The organism is Lentzea sp. NPDC005914 (assembly GCF_040629405.1).
GTDB lineage: Bacteria > Actinomycetota > Actinomycetes > Mycobacteriales > Pseudonocardiaceae > Lentzea.
In genome coordinates, this window is the sequence record NZ_JBEXVQ010000005.1 from 145,873 (window position 1) to 167,220 (window position 21,348).

Below are 21,348 nucleotides of genomic sequence, written 5' to 3' on the forward strand. Positions count from 1 at the left end.
ACCGGCTACGGTGCAATGCGAATCTCGTTCACGTTCCCAAAGGCGGCGGCGATGCGGCGAGCGGTGCTCCTGACAGTTCTGTTCCTCTTCTCGTTCGTGATCACCCCGGTGCACGCGGAGTCGTACGACGGCTCCGAGCTCCGGGTGTCCGGCGGGGTGTTCCGCGACGAGCACGGCCGGGAGGTGGTGCTGCGCGGCTTCAACGTCTCCGGCACCGCGAAACTCGCCGAGTACCGCGGCCTTCCGTTCGCGAACACCGCTGACGCGCGCAAGTCCGCGACCGCGATGAAACAGCTCACCGGTGCCAACGCGGTGCGGTTCCTGCTGACCTGGGCGTGGATCGAGCCGCAGCGCGGCCAGATCGACCACGCCTACCTCGACGGCGTCACGGAGCAGCTGCGCGCGTTCACCGACCAGGGCCTCCGCGTCTACCTCGACTTCCACCAGGACCTCTACTCGCGGTACCTGTTCAACAAGGACAGCTGGTACACCGGCGACGGCGCCCCGGCGTGGGCGGCGAGCGGGTACCCCAAGGAGTCGTGCGGCCTCTGCTTCCACTGGGGCCAGAACATGAAGAACAACAACGCCGTCACCGCCGCGACCTACGACTTCTGGCACAACCGCAACGGTGTGCAGGACTCGTTCCTCAACGCGGCCGGCGAAGCTTTGAAACACGTCAAGCAAGCCTTGCCCGCCAACGAGTTCAAGCTCGTCGTCGGCGTCGACCCGCTCAACGAGCCCTACGCCGGCAAGTACGACAACGGCCAGAACTCCCAACAGTGGGAGCGCGACCTCCTGATGCCGTTCTACCAGCGCTTCCGGACCAAGATGGACGACGCGGGCTGGACGACCAAGCCTGCTTTCGTGGAGCCGCTGGTGTTCTGGAACCAGAACGTCGACTTCTTCGCCGAACCCGGCGGCCTCACGCTGGTGCCGACCCTCGGCGAACGGTTCGTGTTCAACGCGCACTTCTACGACGGCAAGGCGCAGTCCGGACTCCTCATGCCGGGCAAGGCGGGTGACGGCCAGTACACCCAGGCGTTCGGCACGATCCGCGCCCGTGCCGCCGCTCTCGGCACCACGTCGATCGTCTCCGAGTTCGGGCACCCGGTCGCGGGCAACACCTCCGACAAGACGCCGTCGGTGCTCAAGGCGATCTACCAGGGACTCGACTCGACCGCTCCGGGCGCGCGCTGGTGGTCGGCGCCGCGCGGCACGGTGATCTCGGGCAGCCAGTGGCACTGGGACACCAACTACGGCCGCCACCACGAGCTGATGAACGACAACCCCGGCAAGGTCAAGACCGACGGCGACGCCATGAACGACGAGCACTTCTCTGCGGTCAAGCTGGACGCGTCCGGCACTCCCGTGCTCACCGTCGACCGCGCGATCGTCGACCGCGTCTACCCGCAGGCCGTCGCGGGCACCACGCTCGCGTTCACCTACGAGGACCGCGCCTACCAGACGTGGCAGCAGATCCCGCTGCCGAACGTGCGGTCGCTGGTCGGCTCGGCCCCGTTCGCGGTGCTCGTCTGGGACTCGACCGGCGGCTCCGCGCCGACCGAGCTGCACCTGCCGGAGTCGTTGCGCTCACCGCTGGTCGTGAGCTCGGCGTCGTCGACCGTGAACGCTGACCGGCTGCTGCTCCGAGCAGGTACGGGACGGCAGTTCGCGCTGGTCACGGCGGCGTCAGGCGGGAACACGGCGGCGGCGGAGGCCGAACTCAGGCAGTGGTACCAGGGCTGGTGAAGGCCGTATTTCGCCGCGCCAGGAGTACGTGAGCCGGTTCCGTAAACTGGCACTGTGCGAACTCGGCCCACCCTGACCTGGTCTCCTTCAGGCCCGTCGCTGCCGCGCACCTCCACCCTCACCGACGTCGTCCCGATCGTCGCCGACGGCGGTGTGCTGGTGCTCAGCGGCGCGGGCCTGTCCACGGAGTCCGGCATCCCGGACTACCGCGGCGAGGGCGGCTCCCTGCGCAAGCACACCCCGATGACCTACGAGGAGTTCACGACGAGCGCCGCCGGCCGCCGGCGGTACTGGGCCCGCAGCCACGTCGGCTGGCGCACCATCGCCCGCGCCGACCCGAACGCCGGGCACCGCGCGGTGACCAGGCTGGCGCCGCGGCTGTCCGGCGTGATCACCCAGAACGTCGACGGCCTCCACCAGGCCGCGGGCTCCCAGGACGTCGTCGAACTGCACGGCGGCCTCGACCGCGTGATCTGCCTCGACTGCAAGATTCTCACGCCGCGGATCGAGCTCGACCGCCGCCTGCGCGAGGCCAACCCGACCTTCGCCGCCACCACTGACGAGATCAACCCCGACGGCGACGTCTTCCTCCCGGAGGAAGCGGTCGAGGGCTTCGAGGTCGTCGGCTGCGCGGAGTGCGGCGGCATCCTCAAGCCCGACGTCGTGTTCTTCGGCGAGAACGTCCCGCGCCCGCGCGTCGAGCAGTGCTACTCGCTCGTCGACAACGCCCGTTCCCTGCTCGTCCTCGGCTCCTCGCTGACGGTCATGTCCGGCCTGCGGTTCGTCCGCCGTGCGTCGGAGTCCGGCATCCCGGTCGTGATCATCAACCGCGGCGTGACGCGCGGCGACTCGTTCGCCTCGCTTCGCGTCGACCTGCCGCTGGGCACATCGCTGACGGAACTGGCGGACGCCGTTCTGGGCTCTTAGTTCTGGGACCGGAACTGGTCGAGCACCCGGCGTTCGCGCTTGGTCGGCCTCCCAGCACCGCGGTCGCGCCGAGCGATCGGGATGTCCGGCGGTGGCGGGGGAGTGCGGTCGATGAAGCAGGTGGCCGCGTCCGCCGCCCCGACCCGCTTCTGGATCACCCGGACGACCTCGACGATCTTCGTCTTGTCGCCGACGCGCGCCCGCACCTGGTCACCGGGCACGACGGTCGTGCCGGGCTTCGCGGGCTTGTCGTTGATGCGCACGTGCCCGCCCCGGCACGCCTGGGCGGCGTCCGGGCGGGTCTTCGTCAGCCGGACCGCCCACAGCCAACGGTCGATGCGCGTGGACTCCACCCCGCCATCATGGCACTCTCTCCAGAACATGAGGATCTTGGCGGTCGCAGTCACCCTCGCCGCGTCTCTCACGTCCGTCGGCCCGCTCGGTGAGCTCACCGACCTCGCCGTGCAGCGCGTCCAGGTGGCAGACCTGGTGGCAGCGGCCAAGTTCGGCACACCGCAGCCCATCGACGACCCCGCGCGCGAACAGCAGGTGCTCGACACCGTGCGAGCCAAGGCCACCGCACTCGGCCTCAACCCGGAGAACGCGGCGCAGTTCTTCCGCGCCCAGATCGAGGCGAACAAACTCGTGCAACGGGGTCTCTACGCCCGCTGGACCGAGCACCCCGAGGAGGTCCCGCAGCACCGGCCCGACCTGGGCACCGAGGTGCGGCCGATCCTCGACCGCCTCACCACCGACATCCTCGCCGAGCTCAAGGACACCGAGCAGCTTCGCCGCCCCACGCTGAAGTGCGAGATCCACGCGACGATCGCCGAACGCTCCGCGGTGGTCCTGCACCACCTCGACCGGTTGCACGAGAACGCGTTGGCCGAGGCGATGCGGCCAGTCTGTTCGAAGTAACCGGTCTGTTCGAAGTGGACGGTCAGACCGGCGGGAGCGGGTGCGCGCCTTCCGGCCGCAGACCGTCGAACACGATCGCCAGATAGCGTTCCCACAGATCGGGCCGCGCGTCCGGTACGTGCTTGACCACGTCGTTGGGCACGCACATCAGCAGCATCACGTCGGTACCGGTGATGTCGGACCGCAGCGCGCCCGCGGCGCGAGCCCGGTCGACCAGCGCGGTGACGGCCAGCGACATGCGCATCTGCGCCTCGGCCACCTCCACCCCCAGGTCCGGGGACAGGAACGACAGGTCGAGCTGCTGCCGTTGCCGCGCCGCGTACCTCAGGAACTCCAGCACCGCGGCACCCGCGTCGGAGGCATCGGCCAGCTCCGACGCCAGCGCCGTCAGCCGCGACACACGATCCAGCACGATGGCCGCGATCAGGTCGTCCTTGGTGGGGAAGTGGCGGAACACGGTGCCCTTGCCGAGCCCCGCCCGGTGCGCGATCTCCGCGACCGGCGCGTCCACGCCCTGCTCGGCGAACACCTCGACCGCCGCCGCCAGCAGTGACGAGCGGTTCCGGGCGGCATCGGCACGCGGAGACACGTCACGCAGACTAACAAAGTTGACCGCGCGGTCCGTTTCGAGCATCCTAAGGTGACCAGACGGTCCGTTTAGGGGGAACCACATGAAGGCAGTCGTAGCGACCGACTACGGCCCACCGGAGAACTACGTCGTGACCGACGTGCCGGTGCCACGGCCTGGGCCGGGGCAGATCCAGGTCCGCATCGCGGCGGCGTCGATCAATCCTGCGGACGTCGTGTTGCCCAGCGGTGAGTTCGGCACGGTGCTCGAGTTCCCGCACGTGCCCGGCAACGACTTCGCCGGCACGGTCACCGAGATCGGCCCCGGCGTGACGGCGTTCCGGCCCGGCGACGAGATCTTCGGCCAGGCCGTGCCGCGCGTGCTCAAAGCGATGACCGGCGCGAAGAAACCGTCGCTGAGCACGGGTTCCCTGGCCGAGTACGCGGTGTTCGAGGCAGACACGCCGTTGCTGACACACCGCCCGCCGAGCCTAAACGTCCAAGACGCCGCCGCACTGGCGACAACTGGCCTGACCGCGCGTGCGCTGATCACAACCGCACAACCGGCAGCAGGCGAGACCGTGCTGGTCGTGGGCGCGACCGGAGGCGTCGGCACCGCGCTGGTCCCGTTGCTCGCCGCGGCCGGCGTCAAGGTCATCGCCACGGCCACTGAACAGGACGCCGGCCTGCTGCACGACCTCGGCGCCACCGAGACCATCCGCTACGACGACGCCTACCCGGAGAACGTGGACGCGGCGTTCAACGCGGCCGTGCCGAGCGATCGTCTGGACAGGATCGCGCAAGCCGTCCGCCCCGGCGGCCGGCTGCTCACCATCACGTATCCGCTGCCCGAAGGCGGCCGGGACGACATCGAGACGAAGTTCATCCTCGACCTCGCGGGTGCTCTCGGTGGCATGCGCGAGGTCGCCGAAGCGGCCGTGAGCGGTGTGTTGCCCGCGACGATCGGCCGCCGCTACACGCTGGACGAGGGTCCGCGGGCGTGCGTCGACTTCGTCAGGAAGCACACCACGGGCAAGCTCGTCGTCACGGTGTGACCACAGTGGACTGAAGGCCGAACATGCGTGACAGTCCGGAAAGTTCGAGCACCCGCGTCACCTGAGGAGATGCGGCCGACACCCGCAGCCCACCCGCGGCGGCGGAAGCGCGGGCGTGGCCGCGCACGAGCGCGCTGATCCCGCTGGAGTCGCAGAACCTGACCGCGGACAGGTCCAGCACGACGTAGCGGTGGCCTCGATCGAGCAGGCGGTCGAGCCGGGCGAGAAGTCGTTCCGAGCCGGAACCGGCGAGTTCACCGGAGACAGTCAGCATGGTGGAGGCAGGCGACGACTCGGTCACCGTGACTTCGAGCATTTCGCAGTGGTACCCAGCGGGGGCCTCGCGGAAACGCGGTCCGCTGACCGGTTTTCGAGTTGTCCGGACGCGGCGGGCAGGAGTTCTCTCGAAGTACCGGTGAAAGGGGACTTCACGTGCGCGTTCTGCTGACCTCGTTGCCCATCCGCTCCCACCTGATGCCGACGGTGGTGCCGCTCGCCAGGGCGTTGCGCGAGAAGGGCCACGAGGCGGTGATCGCGACCGGGCCCGCGATGGCGCACCTCGACCACGTCGTCGCGATGCCGGACATCCCGGCGCCGCAGGACTTCGGCCCGCCACCGCCGTGGATCCCGGAACGCGACGGCACGCTCGACGTGCCGTTGTGGGCGGAGGAGCTCGTCACCAGGGCCGCGGCGAACATCCTCGACTTCGCCCGCACATGGCGCCCTGACGTCATCCTCCGCTAGACGAACGAGTACGGCGGCCAGATCGCGGCCGAGGTGCTGGGCATTCCGCACGCGTTGGTGGACATCGCGCCGTTCGCACCGTTGGAGATCGAGCACCTCGACGAACGCAAGGACAAGGTGCGCGCGAGGTTCGGCGTCAGCGGCACCGAACCGTCGTTCACCGCGGGCCTGATGCCGCCGTACTGGCATCCGGCCGAGCGCCACTACCGCGTGCCGATCGACGAGACCAGAACCGAAGGCGCGCCGGAGATCGTCGCCACCTTCGGCACCAACGCCGGACTGCTGCTGAGCGGCTCGAAGCTGCTCCACATCGTCGCGGAGGCACTGGGCCAGGTGCTCGCGCGTGCGGTCCTCGCGATCGGTGAGGGCGAGTGGACAGGCCCGCGACCGGCCAACGTGGAGCTGCGGCCCGAAGTACCGCAGCAGCAATTGCTCAACACCGCGAAGGTGTTCGTGACGCACGCGGGCTACAGCAGCGTGCGCGAGTCGTTGACCGCGGGAGTCCCGATGGTCGCGGTGCCGTTGTTCGCGGACCAACCGCGCAACGCCGCCAAAGTGGAAGAGCTGAAAGCCGGCGTGAGCGTGGAAGTGAAAGGGCTGATCGCCGGGGCGCTCGCCGAAAAGATCAAAAACGTCCTCGACGCGAAGACATACCACAACGCGGCTGAGACATTGGCCGCAGAGATGGCGGAACTGCCGGTGTTCACGACCATTCCGGACCACCTCGTATCCGCTGTGTGACGACGTTTTGGTTTTGACCAAAAGCTTCGACGGTATTTTCGTCCGTCTGGAGACTTGGCGGTGGGGCAGGTGCTTGTTGGGGAGAACAGGTCGCCTGATTGAGGGGAAACAGGGGGATTACATGAAGAGGCACTCGCGCGACAGTTTCTTCGTCGTGGGCGAAGGTGTGCTGGAATTCGACGGCAAAGGTGAGGCCATCACGCGCCAGCCCTCCACGGCGGAGGAGTTGCGCAGGTTCCGGTTCTCACGGCTGGGGCCGAAAGGCCCGCGGACGGACGAGGCGCTGCGAGAGGCGCTGGCCCTGGCGATGACGCCGGAGGACACCGTCGCGCAGCCCGACTCGGAGAACCCCGCCGTCCCGGCCGGTTTCACCTACCTCGGCCAGTTCGTCGACCACGACCTCACGATGGACCGCACCGAGTCGCAGCTCGGTCAGGACGTCAACGTGGACGAGCTGCTGCAGGGCCGCTCACCGGCGCTGGACCTCGACTCGGTCTACGGCCGGGGTCCGCGCGACAAGGACGACCAGGCCTTCTACGCCGAGGACGGCGTGAAGCTCAAGATGGGCACCACCACGCCGGTCGGGTTCCCGGACGAGGGCACCAACGTCCCGTTCGAGGGCTTCGACCTGCCACGCCGCGGCGGGACCGCGGGCACGCCGGCCGATCGGCGCGCGCCGCTGATCCCGGACCCGCGCAACGACGAGAACCTGGTGATCGCGCAGACGCACCTGGCGTTCATCCGCTTCCACAACCGGGTGGTCGACGAGCTCGCGCTCACCGGCCTCACGGGGGAGCGGCTGTTCCGCGCCGCCAAGGAGCTCGTGGTCCGGCACTACCAGTTCATGCTGAAGACCGACTTCCTGCCGCGGATCATCGACCCGGCGATCGTGGACGACGTCTTCACCAACGGCCGCAGGTTCTTCGAGGTGCCCGGCAGGTACTACGGCCGCGACAACACCCCGACGATGCCGATCGAGTTCTCGGTCGCGTCGTACCGGCTCGGCCACAGCATGATCCGCGACAAGTACCAGTGGAACCGCGTGTTCAACGCGACCGGGCCCGGCCCGGAGGGACTGCTGTTCCTGCTGTTCGTGTTCACCGGCACCAGCGGCAACTTCGACCCCGGTTCAGGCTCGCCCGCCGACCTGGACGACGTGAACAGGGGCACCACCTTCACGTTGCCCAGCAACTGGATCGCGGACTTCCGCCGCCTCTACGACTTCACCGAGGCGGAGCGGGACGACCTGGTGCCCCCGGCGGACTCCGGTGGCGGCAACGTCACCAAGCGGATCGACACGCTGCTGGTCAACCCGTTGCGGCAGCTGCCGGCCGGCACGTTCGGCGGCCGCGGCACGCAGTTCCCGGAGATCCAGCGCAACCTCGCGTTCCGCAACCTGACCAGGGCGAACATGATGGAGCTCGCCAGCGGTCAGCAGATCGCGGAGCTGTTCGAGGTCGAGCCGCTCACCGCCGAGCAGATCCTGGTCGGCAACGGTGGCGCGAACCTGGACTCGTTGACCGAGGAGCAGAAGGCGCAGCTGGTCGAGGCAACGCCGTTGTGGTTCTACGTCCTGCGCGAGGCGGAGGTCAACAACGGTCTGCTGGGCCCGGTCGGTGGCCGGCTCACCGCCGAGGTGTTCCACCGGGCCATCGAGGGCAGCCGGATCTCGATCGTGCGCTCGCCGTACTGGCGGCCGACGCTCGGCCCGGACTCCAGCACGTTCCGGATGGTCGACCTGCTGCTGTTCGCGTTCGAGGGCAAGGCGGACCTGCTGAACCCGTTGGGTGAGAAGCCGGTTCCGCCCGCGACGAGCTGATCTCCCTCGCTTCTCCTGTCTGGCTGGGTGGTGGCAGCCAGACAGGAGAGGGAGATCGATGTTGCGTCCAGAAACCACACGCCGCGAATCCGCTGAAGAACGGATCACCCGTTTCACGCGGGGTGCCGGAATTCCGCTGCTTCGCATCGGACTGGGGGTCGTGTATCTCTGGTTCGGCGTGCTGAAGCTCTTTCCCGGTGGCAGCCCTGCCCAGGATCTCGTCGAACGCACGGTGTCCGCGCTGACGTTCGGGATCATCACCGGAGATTTGGCGAGACTGAGTGCCGCGATCACGGAAATCGGGATCGCACTGGTTCTGCTGAGCTTCCGCGCACCACGATTGTGCGCGGTCCTGCTGATCGGTCACGTCGTGCTGGTGTCGACACCGCTGGTGTTGTTCCCCGGTGAGATGTGGGCCGGTCCGCTGCAGGCGTCATTCGAAGCGCAGTACATCCTGAAGAACCTGGTGACCGTCGCCGCCGCGGTGGTCATCGCCTCATCGCACCCTCGCGTGCGATGACGCGGGAGCCGCTCGATCCCCCAGGTCGGGCGGCTCCCGCTGTTAGGTTGCTCTCCATGGGGGATTCGTTCGCGCCTTTGGCGCATCCAGCTTTTCGTTGGCTGCTCACAGCCCGTGTCACGACCATGGCGGGCAACGCGATGGCGCAGATCGCGCTCGTGTTCGCCGTGCGGGACGTGACGTCGTCGGTCACCACCCTCGGCATCGTCGTGGCGACGCGTTCGATCGCGAACGTGGTCTTCCTGCTGTGGGGCGGTGTCGTCGCTGACCGCCTGCCCCGGCAGTACGTGCTCGTGGGGTCGTCGTCCGTGTCGTTTCTGAGCCAGGGCCTGCTGGCCGTGCTGGTGCTGACCGGGTCGGTGTCCATTCCCGCGTTCCTGGTGCTGGCGGCGGTGAACGGCATGTCGAGCGCCTTCTCGTTCCCCGCTTCCGCTGCTCTGGCACCGCAAACCGTCCCCGCCGAGCTGCGGCAGCGGGCCAACGCGGTGCTGCGTCTCGGGTTGAACTCCTCGATGATCGCGGGCGCGTCGCTGGGCGGCGTGCTGATCGCGTTCGCCGGACCGGGCTGGGGCCTGGCGGTGGACGCGCTGTCGTTCGCCCTGGCAGGCCTGGCCTTCTCGTTCGTGCGCGTGCCGGCCGCCCGCGTCGCCGCCGAACACCGGCCGGGCGTGCTGTCCGAGCTGAGGATCGGCTGGTCGGAGTTCGTGTCGCGGACCTGGGTGTGGGTCGTGGTCGTGGGCTTCGTCTTCGTGAACGCGGCGCACGCGGCCGGCACGATGGTCCTGGGCCCGGTGATCGCCGACACCGTGATCGGCCGCGAGACGTGGGGCCTGGTGCTGGCCGCGCAGACCGCCGGCATGGTCGCCGGTGCCTTCGTCGCGATGCGGCTGCGCGTGCGACGCCTGCTGCTGCTCGGCGTGGCGTGCGTGGCGGCGTTCAGTCTGCTGCCGCTGACCCTCGCCCTGCACCCGGCACCGTGGCTGCTGATGGTCACCGCGTTCCTCTGCGGGGTGTGCCTCGAACAGTTCGGCGTGGCCTGGGAAACCTCGCTGCAGAACCACGTACCGGCAGACCGGCTCGCGCGCGTCTACTCCTACGACATGCTCGGCTCGATCGCCGCCGTCCCGCTGGCGCAGCTCGTCGTCGGGCCGGTGTCGGGTCTGGCCGGGATCACCGCGACCCTGCTCGGTTGCGCGGTGATCCACGTGGCCGCGACGCTGTTCATGGCGGCGTCGCGGTCGGTGCGGTCAGTCGAGAACCTGCCGCAGGTTCAGCCGGTTCGTTGACTGGGGCTAGACGACCGCGGTACCGATCAGTCCGTTGCGCGTGACTCTCGTCGCGAGCTCGTCCTCCGTCAGATGTTCCGTGTTCGCCGGCCGTCGCGGCAGCACCATGTACCGCGACTCGGCGTTCGCGTCCCAGACCCTGATCTCCGTGCTCTCGGGCAGCTCGACCCCGAACTGCGCGAGCACCTCGCGCGGGTGACTGACCACTTTGGACCGGTACGCCGGGCTCTTGTACCAGGTGGGCGACGGCCCGAGCAGTGCGATCGGATAGCAGCTGCAGAGCGTGCACACGATGACGTTGTGCACCTCTTCGGTGTTCTCCACGACCCACAGCCTCTGCACCTGCAGCCCGCCGCCCATCGACAACCCGACGTCCGGCAACGCCTCGTTCGCGTCGTCGAGCAACCTGGCCTTGAACTCCGGGTCCACCCAAGCCCGCGCCACCACCCGGAACCCGTTGGCGGGCGTGGCCTTGTGCGCGAACGCCTCCAGCGCCCGATCGAGCTCGGCGGCGTCCAGCAACCCCTTCTCCTCCAGGGTCGCTTCCAGCTCTCTGACCCGCGCCGCGATGGGGGAGTCGTCGTGGTCGTCACTCATCGCTGAGGTATTCCTCCCAAAGGGACAGTGTCACGCTGTGATCACCCTGCCCGAACAGCTCCCGCGCCGCGAACCGCACCAGGTACACCGGTTGCTCCCGCTCGATCCCCTGCGCCCTCAGGTCCGCCAGCGGATGCACGCCGTCGTGACCGATGACCGTGCCCGTTCTCCCGCGCGCATAAGCGGGCAGCCGCGTGTGATGATCGGGATCCACAGTGGACGTGCGGACCCGGTCGCCCTCTCGGTACCGCTCAGACATGCCCCTTCTCCTTCAGCAACGTCTGAATCGCCCGGAACCAGTTCTCGTAGTACGACGACTCGTGCGACATCGTCCGCTCGACCGCGTCCCGGAACTCGTCCAGGTTGTAGAGACCGCGCCCGATCAGTGCCCGGTTCATGGCGAACACGTGCGCCTCCCAGTCCGCGTGGAACATCGGTTCGTCGAGCTCCTCCACGACCGCCCCGAACCCGTCCTGCCCGCCGACGTCGTTGATCCTCGGCATCTCACCTCCTGCGCTCAGCCAGATTCTGCGCCGCCTCGGCCCAGTGTGGGAACCGGAACTCGAACCCGGCCTCCGAAAGCCTCCTGGAAACGACCCTCCGGCTCTTCAGCAGCAGCTCGGTGTCGGTCCCGATCACAGCCGCCCCGATCTCCGCCATCCACCGCGTGGCAGGCAGCCCGACCGGCACCTTCCACGCCTTCCGCACCTCACGCATGAAATCCTTGTGCGGCAAGGGATTGGGCGCCGCCAGGTTCACCGCCCCGGCGATCGGCTCCCTGATCAACAGCGCCACGGCCCGCACGAAGTCCTCGTCGTGAATCCACGACATGTACTGCCGCCCATCCCCGACGGCCCCGCCCAGCCCGAGCCGCGCGATCCACGACAGGTGGTCGAACGCCCCGCCCCGGTCCGGACTCATCACCATCGCCGCCCTCAACGCGACCTTCCGCGTGTGCGGAGTGTCCGCCTTCTCGAGCTCGGCCTCCCAGTTCCTGGCGATGTCGACGCTGAACCCCCAATACCCAGGAGCATCTTTCTCGTCGCCGCCGACAATTCCTTTTTCTTCATCGTTGGCCGCGTCGAACCGATGCGAATAAATCGTCGCCGTACTCATCTGCAACCAGACTTTCGGCGGCTTCTCCGCCCGCGCGATGGCCTCCCCGACCACCCGCGCCGACTCCACCCGCGACCGCATCATCTCGTGGAGGTTCTCCTTGGTGTACCGGCAACTGACGCTCCGCCCAGCCAGGTTGACGACGACATCGGCGCCATCGATCTCCTGGGCCCACGCCCCGAGCGTCCGCCCGTCCCACCGCACGCCACGGCTCCGGCTGACGATCACCACCTCGTGCCCGGCGTCCGTCAACGCCCTGTTCAGCACGCCGCCGATCTGTCCGGTGCCACCCGGCATGACGATCTTCATCTCGACCCCCTCGGTCGCCCTGAAGCTAGCCCTGCTCTCCTGAGAAACCGCTGTGAGCCGCCAGTCACAATGGTCGCGTTGCGTCTGAAGAGAAGAATTGCTCTCGCTTATCGCGAGAAACCCACCTCAAGCCGGATGCCGGGCAATCAGCACCATCGCGTCCAAAACCCGCCACCAGTCCTGCTCCGAAGCCTCCACAACCCGCCCCACCGCCGCGAGCGCGGTGATCACCGAAGCCGGATCCGCCTCCAGCAAGGCAACCGCCCGACGAAACCGCTCAGTCCGCCCCAGCCGCACCAGCGACGGCGGCAACGGCGGATCAGCCAGGTTCGGCTCTCCGAAAGAGATGCACAGCGACGTACCGAGCGCGCCGGCCAACCGTGTGAGTGCGCCGGTCGTCGGGTTGCCACGGCCGTTCTCGAGGTTGGCGATGTACGGCACGGAGAGCCCGGCGTCAGCCGCCACCGAGGCGACGGTGCGGCCGCTGGCTTGCCGGAGAGTGCGGAGGGCAGGTCCGAGGGAGTCCACGCCGGCTATCTTGACAGAACACAAGAGACCTGTCTCTATCTTGTGAGTATGGGTATCTGGGGGATCAGGGACTTCCGCTTTCTGTGGGGCGGGCGCGCGATCAGCCTGCTCGGGTCGTGGTTGCTGGTGGTGGCGGTGCCGGCGCACGTGTACGCGCTGACCGGGTCGGTGTTCGCCACCGGGGCGACGCTCGCGGCGGAGTACCTGCCGGTGCTGGTGCTCGGGCCGATGGCCGGCGTGCTGGTCGACCGGCTCGATCGGCGGCGGGTGATGATCGCGGCGGATCTGTTTCGCGGTGCGGCGGTCGCTGCGATGCTGGTCGGGACGCCGGCGGCGATCTATGTGGCTGTGGTGGCGGAAAGTGTTGGGGCGGTGGTGTTTCGGCCCGCGGCTCAGGCGCACGTGCCGGCGGTGGTGGGAGCGGCGGAACTCAGTTCGGCCAACTCGTGGAACGCCGCCACGGACGGCGTGGTGCGGTTGATCGGGCCGCCGCTGGGCGGTGTTCTGCTGGTGTGGGCCGGGTTCGAGGTGGTGGTCGTGCTCGACGTGGCCAGCTATCTGGTCTCGGCGGTGGCGATCGCCTTCACCACGAGCAGGTCCATCCCCCGGACAGGCCGGACCAAGGCGATCAAGGATCTGGTGTTGGTGCGGAAGCTGTTGCCGCTCACCGGAGTGTTCCTGATGGCGAACGCGGCGTTGAGCTCGTTGCTCGTGCCGTTCGGGGTCAGGAACCTCGGCGGCAGCGCGCAGGTCGGGATGGTGTTGTCGGCGCTCGGAGTCGGGTTCCTGGGCGGCGCGGTGATCGTGCGGTGGCTGGACAGGATTCAGCTCCGAATCGTGCTCGCGGGAGCGCAGTTGGCGACGGCGGGCGGGTTCGCGCTCCTGTTCAGTGCGAACGGGCTCACCACGGCGATGATCGCGGCCACCCTCATCGGAGTGTTCGGCTCGATCACGGTCGTAGCGCCGCAGACCGTGTTGCAACGCACGGCGGACAACGGTCAGCTCGGACGGATCAGCGCGGTCTTCCTCACCGTCGAAGCGCTCGCGACGCTCATCGGTGCGCTCGCCGGGCCGTGGCTCGCCGAGAGCGTTTCCTTGCACGCGGCGGCCATGACGGCGGCAGCGATCACGGCGGCGGGTGCGGTGGTCGGCGCCGTGACCGTTCCGCGGGTTATGCTCGCGCCAAAACGCTCAAACGAACAGGTGGACGCTCATGCGTGAGCCCAGTGAGGCGAGGCGGCAGCGGATTCTGGCCGTCGTCGCGTCGCGGGGCACGGTCAAGGTGAGCGATCTGGCCGACGAGCTGGACGTTTCGATCGTCACGATCAGACGTGACGTCGAGGAGCTGGCCAGGCTTGGAAGGCTGCGCCGGGGGCACGGGGTCGCGAAGTCGATCGTTCCCGTCGAGCAGCCGCAGCCGGCGAAGGCGGCGAACGGTGCGGTGGCGTTGGTCGTGCCCGAGAGGCACACGTACCTGTACGAGACGATGAACGGTGCCCGCAAGGTCCTCGAAGAAGCGGGCATGCGGGTGGTGCTGCACATCGCGCCGCAGGTCAAGGGCGCCGAGCAGCCGATCGTGGAACGGGCGCTGCAAGAGCCGGTGCAGGGCCTGCTGATCGCACCGCGGTGGCGCACGCAGGAGGAGGAGCGAGCCGACGACTGGCTCGCGGACACCGGGGTGCCGACGGTCCTGATGGAACGCCGGCCGGGCGGGCGGCTCAGGGCGATGAATTCGGTGTGCTCGGACCACTGGTACGGCATGCACCTGGCGGTGAAGCACCTGACGGACCTCGGCCACCGCAGGATCGTGCTGGCCGCACGCGACGACAGCCCGACCGCGAGAGCGCTCAGGAAAGCGTTCAAGGAGCTCTCGAACGACCTCGAAGACGCCATCACGGTCGGCAGCTCACCCGACACCGGCCTGGTCGGCATCCTGCGGGCACACCGGGCGACGGCGGCCGTCCTCCACGGCGACGTGGACGCGTTGATGCTGGTCCAGCAGTTGACCGACGCCGGGATCAAGGTCCCGAAACGGTGCAGCGTCGTGGCCTACGACGACGTGGTGGCGGCGCTGGGAAGCATCCCGCTCACGGCCGTCGCGCCGCCGAAGACCGAGGTCGGCAAGGTGGCCGCGCAGCTGCTGCTCCGGCAGCTCAGCAACACCGCCCGGACGGCGGAACGCATCGAGTTGCTGCCCGAGTTGAAGGTCCGCTCATCGACTGAGCGTTTGAACGTTTCTTGACGCCAAACCGATCAGGCGATCAGGATGCGAACCATGCGCCTGAGTCGTCGCACACTCCTCGCGGCGGGCCTCACGGCACCACTGGCGGCCTGTTCCACTCCGCAACGCCGCGGTGCCGGAGGTCCGGTCGAGATCACGTTCTGGTCGGCCCTGCGTGGTAGCCAGCAGGTAGTCGACGCGTTCAACTCGAGCCAGAACCGCATCAAGGTGATCTTCCAGCAGATCCCCTCCGGCGGTCAGGGCGGCTACGCGAAGCTCAGCAACGCCGCCCGCGCCGGCAACGCGCCCGACGTCGCGACCATCGAGTACCCGCAGGTGCCCGGCTACGCCATCGACGGTGTCGCCCGCGACATCACCGACCTCGTCTCCGACCGCCTCAAGCAGAAACTGCTGCCCCAGGCGCTGAAGCTGACCACCTTCGACAACCGGGTGTTCAGCGTCCCCCTCGACATCGAGCCGATGGTGCTGCACTACCGAGCGGACGTGTTCGAGGCCAACGGCTTCCAAACACCCAGGACGTGGGACGAGTTCACCGACCTCGCCAGACGGGTCAAAGCCAAGTGGGGCAACAAGAAGCTGGTGCTGTTCCCGACCGACGGCGCCATGCAGTTCGCGTGCTTCGCCTGGCAGGCCGGGGCGCAGTGGTTCGACACCGGCAACGGCAGGTGGCAGGTCTCGCTCGCCGACGCGCCCACCCGCAAGGTCGCCGACTACTGGCAGAGCCTGATCGACGAGGACCTGGTGTACCGCAACGCCAGTGACAGCAAGCAGCACGACGCCCAGCTCGGCCAGGACCTCATCCTCACCCGGCTCAGCGGCGCCTGGGACGCGGGCGCCCAGATGCGAGCGCGCCCAGGTCAGAAGGGCAAGTGGCGCATCGCTCCCATGCCGGTCTGGGACCAGCCCGTGGTCGGCACCCACGGCGGCTCCACGTTCGCCGTCACCAAGGACTCCCAGCAGCCCGAGGCCGCCATGGAGTTCATCGAGTGGCAGACCACCGACCCCGCCGCGCTCACCGCACGTCTCAAGAGCGGCACCAGCAGCCAGTACCCGGTCGCGCCCGGCCTGGTCGCGGCGGGCGCCAAGGCGTTTCCCGGCGAGTACTACGGCGGCCAGGACATCTACCGGCTCTTCCAGCAGGAGGCCGGCAAGATCCGCGACGGCTGGGTGTGGGGCCCGCGGATGACCGCCACCCAGAAGGTCATGCAGGACGGCTTCGCGAAAGCCGGCGCGGGTGTGGGCACCGTGATCGAGGCGGTGCGGGAAGCCCAGAGCGGCACCATGCCCGACCTCAAGGCGCTCGGACTGTCCACAGAGGAGGTCGAGAGGTGAAGGGCAAGCTCGCCTGCGCTGTGCTCATGACACCGTTCTTCCTGTTGCTCGTCACGGTCTTCCTGATCCCGACCGGCACCGCGGTCTGGCTCAGCTTCTTCGCCCAGGACCAGCCGGGACTCGGCTTCGGCCCGGAGAGCACGGTGTTCGTGGGCCTGCGGAGCTACCTCGCGGTCCTGGACGACCCGACGTTCCTCAACGGCCTGCTCACCGTGGTCCTCTACTGCCTGATCTACATCCCGGCCATGATCATCGGCGCGCTGGCCCTCGCGCTGCTGCTGGACTCCGGCGTCGCGAAGCTCAGGGGCTGGGCGCAGATGAGCCTCTACCTGCCGCACGCCGTCCCCGGCATCATCGCGGCCGTGATCTGGCTCTACCTCTACACACCCGGCCTGAGCCCGATCATCGACCTGTTCGCGAAGGGCGACATCCACATCAACTTCCTCGGCATCAACACAGTGCTGCCGTCGATCGTCAACATCGCCCTGTGGAGCAACCTCGGCTACAACATGGTGATCTTCTACGCCGCACTCCAAGCGGTGCCGCGCGAGGTGCTCGAAGCGTCCGTTGTGGATGGCGCGGGCCCGGTCAAGCAGGCCATCCGCATCAAGACGCCGCTGGTGCGCGGTGCGATCGTCACGGTCGGCATCTTCACGCTCATCTGGGCGTTGCAGCTGTTCACCGAACCGATGCTGCTCAGCCAGTCCACCCAGATGATCAGCGCCCGGTTCTCGCCGAGCATGTACATCTACGACGCCGCCTTCACCCGCAACAACTACGGCCTCGCCGCGGCCGCGTCCGTGATCCTGCTGGCCTTCACGGTCGCGCTCTCCTACGGCGTCACGCGCTGGACGAACAGAAAGGCCGCCTGATGACCCTCCTCGGCCGCACAACGGTCAACCTGGTCGTCGGCGTCGCCGTGCTCTACACGCTGCTGCCGGTGCTGTGGCTGCTGCTCGCCGCCACCAAGAACGTCGACGCCCTGTTCCAGAGCGACCTGTTGTCCCTCAGCGACTTCTCGTTCGTGGACAACGTCAAGGAGCTCTTCGCGATGGACAAGGGCCTCTACGGCCGCTGGTACCTCAACAGTGTCCTGTACGCGGTCATCGGCGCCGCCGCGAGCGCGTTCATCTCGATGGCGGCGGGCTACGCGTTCGACAAGTACGCCTTCCGCCACAAGGAGAAGCTCTTCGGCCTCGTGCTCGCCGCCGTCATGGTGCCGCAGACCGTTCTCGCGCTGCCGCTCTACCTGATGGCGTCCGGGACGGGCCTGGTCAACACGTTCTGGGCGGTGTTCATCCCGGTGCTGTTCAACCCGTTCGGCGTCTACCTCGGCCGGATCTTCAGCCAGGGCTACGTTCCCGACGAGGTGCTGGAGGCCGCGCGCATCGACGGAGCGGGCGACCTCGCGACGTACTTCAAGGTGGCGCTGCGCATGCTCGGCCCCGGCCTGGTCACCGTGTTCCTGTTCCAGCTCACCGCGATCTGGAACAACTTCTTCCTGCCCATGGTCATGCTGTCCGACCAGAAGCTCTACCCGGTGAGCCTCGGCCTCTACCAGTGGAACAGCTCCGCCACGGTCAGCCCCGAGTACTACCCGGTCGTGATCATGGGGTCGCTCTTCGCCGTGCTGCCGCTGATCCTCGCGTTCATGCTGCTGCAACGGTTCTGGCGGGCCGGCCTCACCGCGGGAGCCGTCAAGTGAGGGCAGCGGGTGTGATGTCGGCGGACGCCGAGAAGGCCGTCCTCGCACCCGTGCTCGACGCTCTCCGAGCGATCTGCGACTTCGGCCCGATCACCCGGACACCGGCCGAGCTGCCCGACGTCGATCTGCTCATCACCGGCTGGGGCTGCCCGCCGATCACCGCCGAGGTCCTCGCGAACCTGCCCGGCCTCAAGGCGATCGTGCACACCGCCGGGTCCGTCAAGGGCTTCGTCACCGACGCCTGCTGGGACCGCGGGATCGTGGTCTCGTCAGCGGCCTCGGCCAACGCGCTGCCCGTCGCCGAGTACACGCTCGCGATGATTCTCCTCAACGGCAAGCGCGTGCTGGAACGGGCCCGCGACTACCGGGCCACCCAGCAGATCGACCACTACGACGTCCCTCCGACCCTCGGCAACTACGGCGCCACGGTCGGCATCCTGTCCGCGTCGATGATCGGCCGCCGGGTCATCGAGCTGTTGCGGCCATACGATCTCCACGTGCTGGTGCACGACCCGTTCGTGACGGAGGTGGACGGTGCCGAGTCCGTGAGCCTCGCGGAACTGTTCCGGCGCAGCGACGTGGTCAGCGTCCACACGCCGCTGCTGCCCGAGACCAGAGGACTGGTGAGCCGCGAGCTCCTGGCACTGCTCAGAGACGACGCCGTGCTGATCAACACCGCCCGTGGCGCGGTGATCGACCAGGACGCGCTGGTCGATGAGGTGAGCCGGATCCGGGCGGTGCTCGACGTGACCGACCCCGAGGTGCTGCCGCCGGGCCATCCGTTGTGGCGCAGCGAGAACGTGCTGATCACGCCGCACCTGGCGGGGTCGCAGGGCAACGAGTGGGTCAGGCTCGGCAGGCACGCCGCCGACGAGGTGCGGCGGTGGGTCAACGGGGAGCCGTTCTCGACTCCGGTGCCCGCGCAACGCCGAGAGCGCATCGCGTAACGCCGCAGACGAGGGCAAGGTGCCCCTGGAACGAAGGGAACGCATCGCGTGAAGCTGCCCGACGAGGACCGCGAGCTCAGCCCCCACACCGGCTTCACCCGTGACCACTGGGTCGCCGCCGCCGACGGGTTGCTCGACGCCGCCTGGCGCCATGCGTCCCCGGACCGGGCTTTCCTCGACCTTCCCGGCCGCCCGTCGCGCAGCGGGGTCCGCAGCGACGGCCTGGAAGGCTATGCCCGCACGTTCCTCGCCGCCGCCTTCCGCACCGCGCACGGCGACGACCCGCACAACTGGCTCGAGCGCTACGCCGCCGGCCTCACCGCGGGCACGGCGGGGGAGTGGCCCGCGATCACCGACGTCGGCCAGCCGATGGTCGAGTCCGCCTCCGTCGCGCTCGGCCTGCGCCTGACCAAGCCGTGGCTGTGGGACAAGCTCTCCGAACCCCAGCAGGACCGCGCCGAAGCCTGGCTCAGGCAAGCCCTGCGGCACGTCCCGGCGGCCAACAACTGGTACTTCTTCCCGTACACCGTGGCCGCGTTCCTGGAGGCGGCGGGCCGCGGCGACGACGAGACCCGCCAGGCGAAACACCGTGCCGTGGAACTGCTCCGAGGCTGGTACCGGGGCGACGGCTGGTACTCCGACGGCGACGGGCGCGCGTTCGACCACTACAACGGCTGGGCCCTGCACCTCTACCCGGCGCTGGCCGCGTTCTTCGACGACGAACCGGTCACCACCCATCTCGAGGAACACCTGCGGAGCTTCCACCTGCTCTTCGGCGCGGACGGCGCACCGGTCTACTTCGGACGGTCGCTGACCTACCGCTTCGCCGCGGCGTCGGCGATCGCCCTCGGTGCGGTCACCGGCGAAACTCCGCTGAGCCCTGGCCACTCCCGGTACCTCATCAGCACCACGCTCCGGTACTTCCTCGACCGGGGCGCACTGACCGATGGCCTGCTCAGCCTCGGCTGGCACGGTCCGCACGAGGCCACCCTGCAGCCCTACTCCGGACCGGCCTCGCCGTACTGGGCGTCCAAGGCGTTCGTCTGCCTGCTCGCCGGACTCGACCATCCACTGTGGACCGCGCCGGAGGAGCCGCAGGACGAGAACCACACGCTTGCGCTGCCCGGGCCGGGCCTGCTGATCCAGCGGCACAACGGCGTCACCAGGCTGCACAACCACGGCAGCGACCACGTCCGCCCGTTCGAGGGCGAGTACGCGACCGACGACGACCCGCTCTACAGCCGCTTCGCCTACTCGACGAGCACCGGGCCGACGTCCGCGAAGAACCCCGCCGACAACCACATCAGCCTGCTGATCCGGGGTGACCGCAGTGTCCGCCGGCGCATCCACCCGCTGGGGGCGGCGGACAACTGGGCCGCGTCCTGGCACCGCCCGGTGTTCGACGCGCATCAGCCGATGGTGCCGGGACTCAGGATCGAGAGCGTCACGGCGGTGTGGGACGACCAGGAGCTGCGAATCCACCGGGTGATCGGCGCGCCGCCCGGCACGAGGGCGGAGCTGACGGGGTGGGCGACGGACCTGCCGTCACAGCTGGTCGGCGTGCGGGGCTGGACCGGCGTCGAGTGGCAGACGGCGCCCCAGGGCACGGCGTTCACCGGCTCGGCCCGCGTTCCCACGCTGACGGCCGACATCGAGGGCACGGTGACGCTGGCTGCGGTGGCGGTCCTGAACGGCACCGTGGCCGAAGCGGACTGGGACGCTCGCGTCGACGAGGTGCTCAGGTCGACGCTGGACGCGCCAAAGCACTAGACAGGAACATCGAAGAAGGTGCACACGCGGGCATCCGGCGCGAGCCAAGGCCGCAGCAACGAGTGCGCACGGTCAGGGTCGCGGAGGAACAGCCCGACCCGGACCGCGAACACCAGGTCAAACCGGCGGTCGCCGAGGTTCACGTCCTCCAGCGACGCGATGAGGAACTCGGCTTTGCCCGACGCCACGTACACGGCGTTGCGGCGGGTGGCGGCCTCGACCATCCTCGTGGAGCGGTCGATCGCGGTGAGCGTGCCCGTGGACAGCAGCTGGCACACCATCGTGGCCGCGACTCCCTGGCCGCAGCCGATCTCCAGCACCCGGTCGCCGGGCCGGATCGCGAGTTGGTCGACCACACCGCGCAGACGCTCGCTCATCCGGACTCCTTCGCGGATCCCCTGGGTCTTCAAGCCGGGTAGGAGACGACCTTCTGCGGACCGGGACGAGGAGTGGGGCGACCGAGCTCGAAAAGGCCG

The 21,348-nt window shown here is 68.6% G+C and carries 25 protein-coding genes; 16 read left to right on the forward strand and 9 right to left on the reverse strand.

Annotated features, from left to right (window positions below):
* The first annotated feature begins 15 nt into the window (after positions 1-15).
* Positions 16-1,749 carry a cellulase family glycosylhydrolase gene (locus ABZ345_RS09320; RefSeq protein WP_359844680.1) on the forward strand — a complete coding sequence of 578 codons (1,734 nt, stop codon included), beginning with the start codon at positions 16-18 and terminating at the stop codon, positions 1,747-1,749.
* Between the two features lie 54 nt (positions 1,750-1,803).
* Entirely contained in the window at positions 1,804-2,676 is an 873-nt protein-coding gene (locus tag ABZ345_RS09325) for an NAD-dependent protein deacetylase (RefSeq protein ID WP_359844682.1), read from the forward strand.
* On the opposite strand, the gene ABZ345_RS09330 is transcribed toward ABZ345_RS09325, so the two are convergent.
* Positions 2,673-3,029 carry an RNA-binding S4 domain-containing protein gene (locus ABZ345_RS09330; RefSeq protein WP_359844684.1) on the reverse strand — a complete coding sequence of 119 codons (357 nt, stop codon included), beginning with the start codon at positions 3,027-3,029 and terminating at the stop codon, positions 2,673-2,675. The two genes, ABZ345_RS09325 and ABZ345_RS09330, sit on opposite strands and share 4 nt — an antisense overlap.
* A gap of 28 nt (positions 3,030-3,057) precedes the next feature.
* Between ABZ345_RS09330 and ABZ345_RS09335 the strand changes: the two genes are divergently transcribed.
* Positions 3,058-3,594: a chorismate mutase gene (locus ABZ345_RS09335; RefSeq protein ID WP_359844686.1), complete on the forward strand. Its 537-nt coding sequence runs from the start codon at positions 3,058-3,060 to the stop codon at positions 3,592-3,594.
* A 22-nt stretch (positions 3,595-3,616) separates the two neighbouring features.
* Here the strand turns inward: ABZ345_RS09335 and ABZ345_RS09340 are convergent, their stop codons facing one another.
* Positions 3,617-4,183 (reverse strand): helix-turn-helix domain-containing protein, encoded by a 567-nt coding sequence (locus tag ABZ345_RS09340; RefSeq protein ID WP_359844687.1) that lies wholly within the window; start codon positions 4,181-4,183, stop codon positions 3,617-3,619.
* Positions 4,184-4,265: 82 nt separating this feature from the next.
* On the opposite strand from ABZ345_RS09340, the gene ABZ345_RS09345 reads away from it, so the two are divergent.
* Positions 4,266-5,216 carry an NADP-dependent oxidoreductase gene (locus ABZ345_RS09345; protein ID WP_359844689.1) on the forward strand — a complete coding sequence of 317 codons (951 nt, stop codon included), beginning with the start codon at positions 4,266-4,268 and terminating at the stop codon, positions 5,214-5,216.
* On the opposite strand, the gene ABZ345_RS09350 is transcribed toward ABZ345_RS09345, so the two are convergent.
* Positions 5,206-5,532 carry an STAS domain-containing protein gene (locus ABZ345_RS09350; protein WP_359844691.1) on the reverse strand — a complete coding sequence of 109 codons (327 nt, stop codon included), beginning with the start codon at positions 5,530-5,532 and terminating at the stop codon, positions 5,206-5,208. The genes ABZ345_RS09345 and ABZ345_RS09350 overlap by 11 nt on opposite strands.
* 116 nt (positions 5,533-5,648) lie before the next feature.
* Here ABZ345_RS09350 and ABZ345_RS09355 point away from each other — a divergent pair, with 116 nt between their 5' ends.
* The 5 genes from ABZ345_RS09355 (at position 5,649) to ABZ345_RS09375 (ending at position 10,326) form a co-directional block, all read left to right on the forward strand.
* Positions 5,649-5,960, forward strand: a complete 312-nt coding sequence (locus ABZ345_RS09355) for a hypothetical protein (RefSeq protein WP_359844693.1) — start codon at positions 5,649-5,651, stop codon at positions 5,958-5,960.
* A 33-nt stretch (positions 5,961-5,993) separates the two neighbouring features.
* Positions 5,994-6,701 (forward strand): glycosyltransferase, encoded by a 708-nt coding sequence (locus ABZ345_RS09360; RefSeq protein WP_359844694.1) that lies wholly within the window; start codon positions 5,994-5,996, stop codon positions 6,699-6,701.
* Between the two features lie 121 nt (positions 6,702-6,822).
* Positions 6,823-8,520: a heme peroxidase family protein gene (locus tag ABZ345_RS09365; protein ID WP_359844696.1), complete on the forward strand. Its 1,698-nt coding sequence runs from the start codon at positions 6,823-6,825 to the stop codon at positions 8,518-8,520.
* Positions 8,521-8,578: 58 nt separating this feature from the next.
* Positions 8,579-9,040, forward strand: coding sequence for a DoxX family protein (locus ABZ345_RS09370; RefSeq protein WP_359844698.1), 462 nt, complete (start codon positions 8,579-8,581; stop codon positions 9,038-9,040).
* A 56-nt stretch (positions 9,041-9,096) separates the two neighbouring features.
* Complete coding sequence (locus tag ABZ345_RS09375) at positions 9,097-10,326, forward strand: MFS transporter (protein WP_359844700.1); 1,230 nt, start codon at positions 9,097-9,099, stop codon at positions 10,324-10,326.
* 6 nt (positions 10,327-10,332) lie between these two features.
* Here the strand turns inward: ABZ345_RS09375 and ABZ345_RS09380 are convergent, their stop codons facing one another.
* From ABZ345_RS09380 to ABZ345_RS09400, 5 genes are all read right to left on the reverse strand, one after another.
* Positions 10,333-10,923, reverse strand: a complete 591-nt coding sequence (locus ABZ345_RS09380; RefSeq protein ID WP_359844701.1) for a nitrile hydratase subunit alpha — start codon at positions 10,921-10,923, stop codon at positions 10,333-10,335.
* A complete protein-coding gene (locus tag ABZ345_RS09385) occupies positions 10,916-11,182 on the reverse strand; it encodes an SH3-like domain-containing protein (protein WP_359844702.1) in 267 nt (88 codons plus the stop codon). The genes ABZ345_RS09380 and ABZ345_RS09385 overlap by 8 nt, the downstream gene beginning before the upstream one ends.
* Positions 11,175-11,426, reverse strand: coding sequence for a hypothetical protein (locus ABZ345_RS09390; protein WP_359844704.1), 252 nt, complete (start codon positions 11,424-11,426; stop codon positions 11,175-11,177). The genes ABZ345_RS09385 and ABZ345_RS09390 overlap by 8 nt, the downstream gene beginning before the upstream one ends.
* Before the next feature lies 1 nt (position 11,427).
* Positions 11,428-12,348 (reverse strand): TIGR01777 family oxidoreductase, encoded by a 921-nt coding sequence (locus tag ABZ345_RS09395; RefSeq protein WP_359844705.1) that lies wholly within the window; start codon positions 12,346-12,348, stop codon positions 11,428-11,430.
* 126 nt (positions 12,349-12,474) lie between these two features.
* Complete coding sequence (locus ABZ345_RS09400; RefSeq protein WP_359844707.1) at positions 12,475-13,023, reverse strand: helix-turn-helix transcriptional regulator; 549 nt, start codon at positions 13,021-13,023, stop codon at positions 12,475-12,477.
* On the opposite strand from ABZ345_RS09400, the gene ABZ345_RS09405 reads away from it, so the two are divergent.
* Genes ABZ345_RS09405 through ABZ345_RS09435 form a run of 7 tightly spaced genes read left to right on the forward strand, consistent with a single transcriptional unit; the run spans position 12,925 to position 20,872 of the window.
* A complete protein-coding gene (locus ABZ345_RS09405) occupies positions 12,925-14,097 on the forward strand; it encodes an MFS transporter (RefSeq protein WP_359844709.1) in 1,173 nt (390 codons plus the stop codon). The genes ABZ345_RS09400 and ABZ345_RS09405 overlap by 99 nt on opposite strands.
* Positions 14,090-15,118, forward strand: a complete 1,029-nt coding sequence (locus tag ABZ345_RS09410) for a substrate-binding domain-containing protein (RefSeq protein WP_359844711.1) — start codon at positions 14,090-14,092, stop codon at positions 15,116-15,118. The genes ABZ345_RS09405 and ABZ345_RS09410 overlap by 8 nt, the downstream gene beginning before the upstream one ends.
* A 33-nt stretch (positions 15,119-15,151) precedes the next feature.
* Complete coding sequence (locus ABZ345_RS09415) at positions 15,152-16,450, forward strand: extracellular solute-binding protein (protein WP_359844713.1); 1,299 nt, start codon at positions 15,152-15,154, stop codon at positions 16,448-16,450.
* The gene (locus ABZ345_RS09420; protein WP_359844715.1) at positions 16,447-17,322 is read left to right on the forward strand and encodes a sugar ABC transporter permease; all 876 of its coding nucleotides are present in this window, start codon (positions 16,447-16,449) and stop codon (positions 17,320-17,322) included. The genes ABZ345_RS09415 and ABZ345_RS09420 overlap by 4 nt, the downstream gene beginning before the upstream one ends.
* The gene (locus tag ABZ345_RS09425) at positions 17,322-18,155 is read left to right on the forward strand and encodes a carbohydrate ABC transporter permease (RefSeq protein ID WP_359844717.1); all 834 of its coding nucleotides are present in this window, start codon (positions 17,322-17,324) and stop codon (positions 18,153-18,155) included. The genes ABZ345_RS09420 and ABZ345_RS09425 overlap by 1 nt, the downstream gene beginning before the upstream one ends.
* Positions 18,152-19,102 carry a hydroxyacid dehydrogenase gene (locus ABZ345_RS09430; protein WP_359844719.1) on the forward strand — a complete coding sequence of 317 codons (951 nt, stop codon included), beginning with the start codon at positions 18,152-18,154 and terminating at the stop codon, positions 19,100-19,102. Before ABZ345_RS09425 ends, ABZ345_RS09430 begins: the two co-directional genes overlap by 4 nt.
* A gap of 48 nt (positions 19,103-19,150) precedes the next feature.
* A complete protein-coding gene (locus tag ABZ345_RS09435; RefSeq protein ID WP_359844721.1) occupies positions 19,151-20,872 on the forward strand; it encodes a DUF2264 domain-containing protein in 1,722 nt (573 codons plus the stop codon).
* Here the strand turns inward: ABZ345_RS09435 and ABZ345_RS09440 are convergent.
* Entirely contained in the window at positions 20,869-21,249 is a 381-nt protein-coding gene (locus tag ABZ345_RS09440) for a methyltransferase domain-containing protein (RefSeq protein WP_359844722.1), read from the reverse strand. The genes ABZ345_RS09435 and ABZ345_RS09440 overlap by 4 nt on opposite strands.
* Between the last annotated feature and the right edge of the window lie 99 nt (positions 21,250-21,348).